Origin of the sequence: Ramlibacter sp. (assembly GCF_036383835.1) — a bacterium.
Lineage (GTDB): Bacteria > Pseudomonadota > Gammaproteobacteria > Burkholderiales > Burkholderiaceae_C > Ramlibacter.
In genome coordinates, this window is sequence record NZ_DASVNN010000142.1 from 1 (window position 1) to 4,505 (window position 4,505).

5 protein-coding genes are annotated in these 4,505 nt (G+C 65.0%); all 5 read left to right on the top strand.

Annotated elements, in window-relative coordinates:
* Positions 1-815 (top strand): biotin/lipoyl-containing protein (locus tag VF522_RS21945; protein WP_330910455.1); only part of this gene is annotated, 815 nt, incomplete at its 5' end.
* A gap of 126 nt (positions 816-941) precedes the next feature.
* Entirely contained in the window at positions 942-2,099 is a 1,158-nt protein-coding gene (locus VF522_RS21950; RefSeq protein WP_330910459.1) for an acyl-CoA dehydrogenase family protein, read from the top strand.
* Positions 2,096-2,581: a thioesterase family protein gene (locus VF522_RS21955; protein ID WP_330910456.1), complete on the top strand. Its 486-nt coding sequence runs from the start codon at positions 2,096-2,098 to the stop codon at positions 2,579-2,581. The genes VF522_RS21950 and VF522_RS21955 overlap by 4 nt, the downstream gene beginning before the upstream one ends.
* Positions 2,582-3,052: 471 nt before the next feature.
* Entirely contained in the window at positions 3,053-3,799 is a 747-nt protein-coding gene (locus VF522_RS21960; protein ID WP_330910457.1) for a trypsin-like peptidase domain-containing protein, read from the top strand.
* Positions 3,800-3,921: 122 nt separating this feature from the next.
* Positions 3,922-4,311 carry a hypothetical protein gene (locus tag VF522_RS21965; protein WP_330910458.1) on the top strand — a complete coding sequence of 130 codons (390 nt, stop codon included), beginning with the start codon at positions 3,922-3,924 and terminating at the stop codon, positions 4,309-4,311.
* Positions 4,312-4,505 lie beyond the last annotated feature (194 nt).

A 4,505-nucleotide genomic window follows, 5' to 3' on the forward strand; every position in this document is an offset into this window, starting at 1 on the left:
AGGGCCGGGGAGGGGGCGCTGGGGGCGCTGCGGCTGCCGGGCTTGCCCCCTCCCTCCGCTTCGACCACGCCCTCGCTTCCGGCCTCGACGTCCCGCCGTACTACGACTCGATGCTCGGCAAGCTCATCGCGCACGCGCCCACCCGCGCCGAAGCGATCGCCAAGCTCGCTTCCGCCCTCGACCGCCTGCAGGTGCTGGGGCTGCCCACCAACCGCAGGTTCCTCGCGGCCTGCCTGCGCCATCCCGCCTTCCTGCGGGGCGAGGCGCGCATCCCCTTCCTTGCCGAGCATGGCGAATCGATCCGCCGCCAGCTGGAGCAGGAAGAATTCGGCGTGACGGCGGAGGCGGCGTTCTCCACCCTGCTGCCGCACGGCGCACCGGCGGAGCTCGCGTCCCCGTTCACGCGGCCGCTGCGCATCGCGCACCGCGGCGCGACTTTCGACGTGCCGCTCTGCGAGGCGGATGGCGTCGCCGCCGCGCAGGCGACCGTCGCCGCGGTGGGCCGGGGGACCTGGCACGTGCAAGTCGGCGCGGTCGATCTCTTCCTGCATGATGCGTCGTTCGAGCCACCGTCGTCGGCAACCCGAGCCAGCCTGGCGAACGAACTGCGCGTGCCCTTCAACGGCCGCGTCATCGCCGTGCATGCGCAGGCCGGCACCGAAGTGAAGAAGGGCGACGCGCTGGTGGTGGTGGAATCGATGAAGCTGGAACACGTGCTCGCCGCCGCCCGCGACGGCACGGTCCGCAGCCTGCACGTGGAGCCGGGTCAACAGGTGGCCACGCAGCAAGTGCTCGTTACTTTCGAGACGGTATGAGCGCCGCACGGCCGTCCGAAGGCGCTCAGCCCCCTCCGCTTGCGGAGGGGGGAGGAGCAGCCCGCAAAGCGGGCAATCCTGGGGGAGGTTTCTGTGACTGACGATCTGGATTTCGACCTGGCGCTGATGGCGCAGAACGTGCGGCGCTTCCTGCAGAACCGCGTCGTGCCGCGCGTGCAGGAGTGGGAGGACGCCGGCGAGGTGCCGCGCGAACTGCACCGCGAAGCCGCGGCGCTGGGCATCCTGGGACTCGGCTATCCCGAGGAGCTGGGCGGAACGCCGGCGCCCCATGCCGTGCGCAATGCGCTGTCGGTGGCGATGAGCCGCTGGGGCGCAAGCGGCGGCGTGATGGCGGCCTTGTTCTCGCACAACATCGGCCTGCCACCCATCCTGCGCCACGGATCCGAAACCTTGCAGCAGGAAGTGATCCCGCCCGTGTTGCGCGGCGAGAAGATCGCGGCGCTGGCGATCACCGAACCCGGAGGCGGATCGGACGTCGCCAGCCTGCGCACCACCGCGCGGCGGGAAGGCGATGACTATGTCATCGACGGCGAGAAGACCTTCATCACCTCCGGCCTGCGCGCCGACTGGATCACCGTGGCGGTGCGCACCGGCGAGGCGGGCGCGCGCGGCTCCGGCGGCATCTCGATCATCGTCGTGCCCGGCGACGCGACAGGCCTGTCGCGCACGCGCCTGCACAAGATGGGCTGGCACGCGAGCGACACCGCCCACCTGCGCTTCGACGGCGTGCGCGTGCCTGCGCGCTACCTCGTGGGCGAGGAGGGCGCGGGCTTCCGCATGATCATGGCCAATTTCAACGGCGAGCGGCTCGCCATGTCGGCCATGGCACTCGGCTTCGCGCAGGCCTGCTACGACGAAGCGCTGGACTGGGCCCGCGAGCGCAAGACCTTCGGCTCGCCGCTGATCGAGAAGCAGGTGATCCGCCACAAGCTCGTGGACATGCAGACGCGCATCCACGCCACCGAAGCCTGGCTCAACTTCGTGAGCGGGTTGGCGGATGCCCATTGGGGCCGGATTCCAGAATCAGCGCCGGGTCCGCTGGAAACCGACCAGAACCTGATCGCGCAAGTCTGCATGCTGAAGAACCAGAGCACGCAGACGATGCAGTTCTGCGCCGACCAGGCCGTGCAGATCCTGGGCGGCATGGGCTTCATGCGGGGCACGAAGAGCGAGCGCATCTATCGCGAGGTGAAGGTGATGATGATCGGCGGCGGCGCGGAGGAGATCATGAAGGACCTGGCCGCCAGGCAGCTCGGGCTATGACGCGCCATCCGCCAATGGTGCCCGTGGAGTTCGAGGACGAGTTCGTCCGCGGCCTCACCGAGATCTTCGAGCAGAAGATCGTGTTCAACCAGGTGCTGGGCCTGAAGATCACGAGCCTGCAGCCCGAGGCGGTGACCGGCCTCATCGCCATGAAGCCCGACCTCGTGGGCCACTACGCCTTCAACCGCCTGCACGGCGGCGTGATCAGCGCCGGCCTCGACGCCATGGGCGGCCTCGCCGTGATGGCCGCGATCGGCGCGAGGCACATGGACGAAGCGCCGGCGCAGCGCCTTCAGCGCTTCGCCAAGCTGGGAACCATCGACCTGCGCATCGACTACCTGCGCCCGGGCATCGGCGAATACTTCGACCTGCATGCGGAGGTGCTGCGGCTGGGCTCGCGCGTGGCAAGCACGCGGATGGAATTTCGCGGGGTGGATGGGAAGCTGCTGTCGACGGGGGCGGGGGCTTACATCATTTCCTGAGCGGGGCTTCGACTTGCTCTTGTCCTTGTCCTTGTCCCTGTCATCCCGGGCTTGCCCCGGGATCCACGTCGACCCCGACGCTCCCCTCTCGCGGGTCGACGTAGGCTGGGGTGCAACCCCAGCGCTGCGTGAAGGACTGCGGCTTCCAGCGCACACCTGCGGCGTTTGCCCCTTGTAGATATCCGCTTCCCCCGCTTAACATCGCCCAAGGTCCATCAAATCAAGGACTTACGGAAAGCGAAGTCGGATAAATCGGACATCCGGTCCGGTGTTATCCAGCAGTGTTATCCGGCGGCAGCCAACTTGGCGAAACGCGCGCTAACAGGAACGTGAACAAGCCGGGTGTTATCCGGCGCAGCGGGAGAAATCGGATGGTGGGACGCGGACTTGCGACGGGAAGGGTGATTCTGCTACCGAGCGGTGGGCGGATAGTGGGTTTAGGGTTGCGGTCTACATTACGTTAGGTCTCACTTGCCGAACATCGCTAAACCGTCGATCCAATCGCTTCTGATCCAGATGCAGGTGAACGGCCATGCGCTGTCGACGGGAACGGCATTCGTGGTGGATACCGCCAAAGGGCCTCATCTGATCACGAACCGTCACAACGTCACAGGGCGAAATCAGGACACGGGAGCGCCGCTGTCTCCGACCGGTGGACTTCCAACTGAAGTCGTCGTCCTTCACAACGCCAAGGGCCAACTTGGAACTTGGGTACCCCGGGTCGAACCACTGTATGTCGGAGACGCACCCAGATGGCGAGAGCATCCCACCCTTGGAGCGAAGGCAGATTTCGTTGCTCTCCCTCTAAGTGGTCTGGAAGGCATAGACCTCTATCCGCACACGCCGGAAAACCCCGGACCGGCCATCTTTGTTGGCCCAGCAGACCCAGTCAGTGTCATCGGTTTTCCCTTCGGCATCACGGCGGGAGGTGTTTTCGGAGTGTGGGCTACGGGTTTCCTGGCCTCGGAACCTGCAGTCGACTTCAACGACCGTCCCATTCAACTTATCGACTGCCGCTCTCGACAAGGGCAATCGGGCTCCCCCGTGATCGCCTACCGCAGTGGGGGTATGGTTGCAATGGCGGACGGAGGTTCCGCGGCATTTGCAGGTCCTGTGTGGAAGTTCATCGGCATTTATAGCGGGCGCATCAACATGGAGTCGGACCTCGGTATCGTCTGGAAGGCGGCGGCAATCAACGAGTTGATTCACGCCCTATGAGACCTAACAGGTCGGTCGACTCGGACACGTTGCTGCAAGGGGCCGCACAGTGCCGTAGGAAATCGTGCACCGTGCGGCCCCTTGCCGCAACGTGCCGGTCACCTTCACGTTAGATGGCAGGTATGACGCGCTTGATCATCGGCTTTCTTTTCTGCGCTGTAGCCTATCCTGGCTTCATTCTTCTCTTGGGCGGAATGCGGGCAATGCCAGTGGCGGCGGTCGCAGCGCTATTCACCTTCACATCCACCTTCGTTCTCGGTCTTCCTCTGTTCGTCTGGCATTACCAGCGTGGATGGTGGAAACTGTGGCAGTTCCTGGCTGGTGGCAGCTGCATTGGCGCTTTGGCCTCACTCCTCTTTCTGGCGGGCGGCGGAGGCGCACTGATTCATGTCACTCCAACGTTCGCGATGGTCGGGGCCGCTCACGCCACTGTATTCTGGCTAACTGCGGTGTGGAGAAATACGCCGATGCAGAACCACTTTTCATCCAATGGCCGTGAAGCTGCCATCTAACAGAACGGTCGACTCGGACACGTTGCAGCAAGGGGCCGTACGGCGCCGGGTGAAGTCGTGCACCGTACGGCCCCTTGCCGCAACGTGCCGGTCACCTTCACGTTAGACCTCACCGGATGCGCCCTGACGATTCCCGGACTAAGATGCGCGTCTTATCGTTCGAAGAATAAGAATGGTTCCCGCATTTAACCTTT